General features: G+C 67.1%; 2 protein-coding genes. One reads left to right on the forward strand and one right to left on the reverse strand.

The genetic code is table 11. The features are described from left to right. Nucleotides 1-338: transposase (locus CITRI_RS18200; RefSeq protein WP_369732456.1), on the reverse strand; the 338-nt coding region annotated here is incomplete at its 3' end. Nucleotides 339-454: 116 nt separating this feature from the next. Here CITRI_RS18200 and istA point away from each other — a divergent pair. Then, on the forward strand, nt 455-2023 hold the full coding sequence (gene istA / locus CITRI_RS0115535; protein ID WP_010145871.1) for an IS21 family transposase: 1569 nt from the start codon (nt 455-457) through the stop codon (nt 2021-2023). Nucleotides 2024-2026 lie beyond the last annotated feature (3 nt).

The following is a 2026-nucleotide window of genomic DNA, read 5'->3' on the forward strand; positions in this document are numbered from 1 at the left end:
GGATACCGCTGGCCCCACTCGGCGGTGAATTCCGCGAACCGGTCCTTTGCCGCGGCCTCGGAAGGTGCGGTGTAGACCGGTTTGAGGGCCTTGACGATCCCATCGCGGTGCTGCCGGCCGGCGTAACGGAAGCTGTTGCGGATCAGGTGCACGATGCACTGCTGCACCACCGTCCGCTCCCAGGTGGTGGTGATCGCCTCGGGAAGCCCCTTGAGCCCATCGCAGACCGCGATCAGCACGTCCTCGACGCCCCGGTTCTTCAGTTCGGAGAAGACCTGTAGCCAGAACCTCGCGCCCTCGGCGCCGTCGCCTGGCAGATAGCGTGAGTTGGTACGGATAGTCCGGGTTGTTGGTACTGCCGTTCCGGGGAGTTGGAACGGTGTTGGCCTCGGGAGGGTGTGCTGCTGGTGAGGCGGCGCAGTGTGCGCCGTCTCTTCCTATTTGAGGAGGCAGCATGGCTGATTTCAAGGCCATCATGACCCTGGCTGTTGCAGGTCACACCTATGACGAGATCGTCGCCGCGCAGGGTTGTTCGCGCCGGGATGTGGCCACGGCGAAGAAGACGATCGCCGCCTATGGCTTCACGGCCGGACAGATCGCGGCGATGACCGTCGAGGAGATCGCCCGGCTCTTTCCCGATGGCCGCAAGCGGGTGACGGAATCCTATGAACGGCCGGACTTCGATCGGGTGCTGGCTTCGATGCGGGAGAACCGGCACTTCACCCTGCAGCAGGCCTGGAGTCGGTATCTGGCCTCACCGGCCGGCGGTGGCGCCAAGAAGTATGGGTACTCGCAGTACTGTGCCTTGTTCGCCGAGCACGCCCGGAGAACGGATGTGGTGGCGACCCTGCACCATGAGCCGGGCCGGGCGATGCTGGTGGACTGGGCCGGAGACACCCTGGAGGTGGTGGACGCGGTCACCGGGGAGGTGACCCGGGTCTACTTGTTCGTGGCGGTGCTGCCGTACTCCGGGGCGGTGTTCTGCCAGGGATACACGGACATGAAGTCCCCGTCCTGGATTGCCGCCCACGTGGGGGCGTTCTCGTTCTACGGCGGGGTCCCGCAGCTGGTGGTCCCCGACAATCCTGCGACCTCGACCCACCGGCCGAAGCGGGGCGAGAGCGCCCGGGTGCTCAACGCCCGGTACCAGCAGCTGGCCGAGCACTACGGGACCGGGATCGCCCCGGCGAGGGCGAAACGGCCCCGGGACAAGGCTGCGGTCGAGTCGGCGGTGCACGTGGTGAACACTCGGGTGATCGGCTATCTGGCCGAGGAGGTCTTCACCACGGTGCAGGGGTTGAATGCGGCGATCGGCACGCGGCTGGTTGAGATCAACGAGCGGATCCCGCGGGCGGATGGCACGACCCGGTGGGAACGGTTCACCACCGATGAGGCCCACCTGCTGGGCCCGTTGCCGGCCGAGGGGTTCGACACGGTGGAATGGAAGCAGCTCAAGGTCGGCCGGAACTACCACGTCAGCTGCGATTCCCAGCATTACTCGGTGCCCTACACCTACGCCGGACAGCTGCTGCGGGTGCGCCTGACCTCCACGACGGTGACGGTGTTCGACGGGGACCAGGTGATCTGTGAGCACGCCCGCCGGCAGGGCCGGAAGGGCCAGTACTCCACGGACGCCGCTCATGCCCCGGCCCGGCACCGGGGCATCGACGGGCTGTGGTCCCGGCGGTGGTTCACGGACCGGGCCCGGGGCTTCGGGCCGGCCACCGAGGCGGTCATCGCCGGCATCCTGGATCGGCACGTGATCGAGGCCCAGGGGTATCTGGACTGCCAGAATATCCTGGAGTCCCTGGGCAAGCGGAACAAGGCCCGTCTGGAGGCCGCCTGCCAGGTCCTGCTCGATACCGGTCAGGGGCCGGGGTCCTACAGCACGATCAAGCGGATCATGGCCACCATCGACTCCGATACCAAGAAACCCAAAACCCTCACCCCGGCCGCGGCCACCCGCAAACCCTCCGGCGGCGCCGACCCCGGCCCCGACATCGAGGCTGCAGTGCATGTGTGAATG

The organism is Citricoccus sp. CH26A, from assembly GCF_000224415.1.
GTDB lineage: Bacteria > Actinomycetota > Actinomycetes > Actinomycetales > Micrococcaceae > Citricoccus.

What these genes read in the sequence shown, in the direction of transcription:
- istA (WP_010145871.1), top strand. Translation starts at nt 455, where the DNA reads ATGGCTGATTTCAAGGCCATCATGACCCTGGCTGTTGCAGGTCACACC.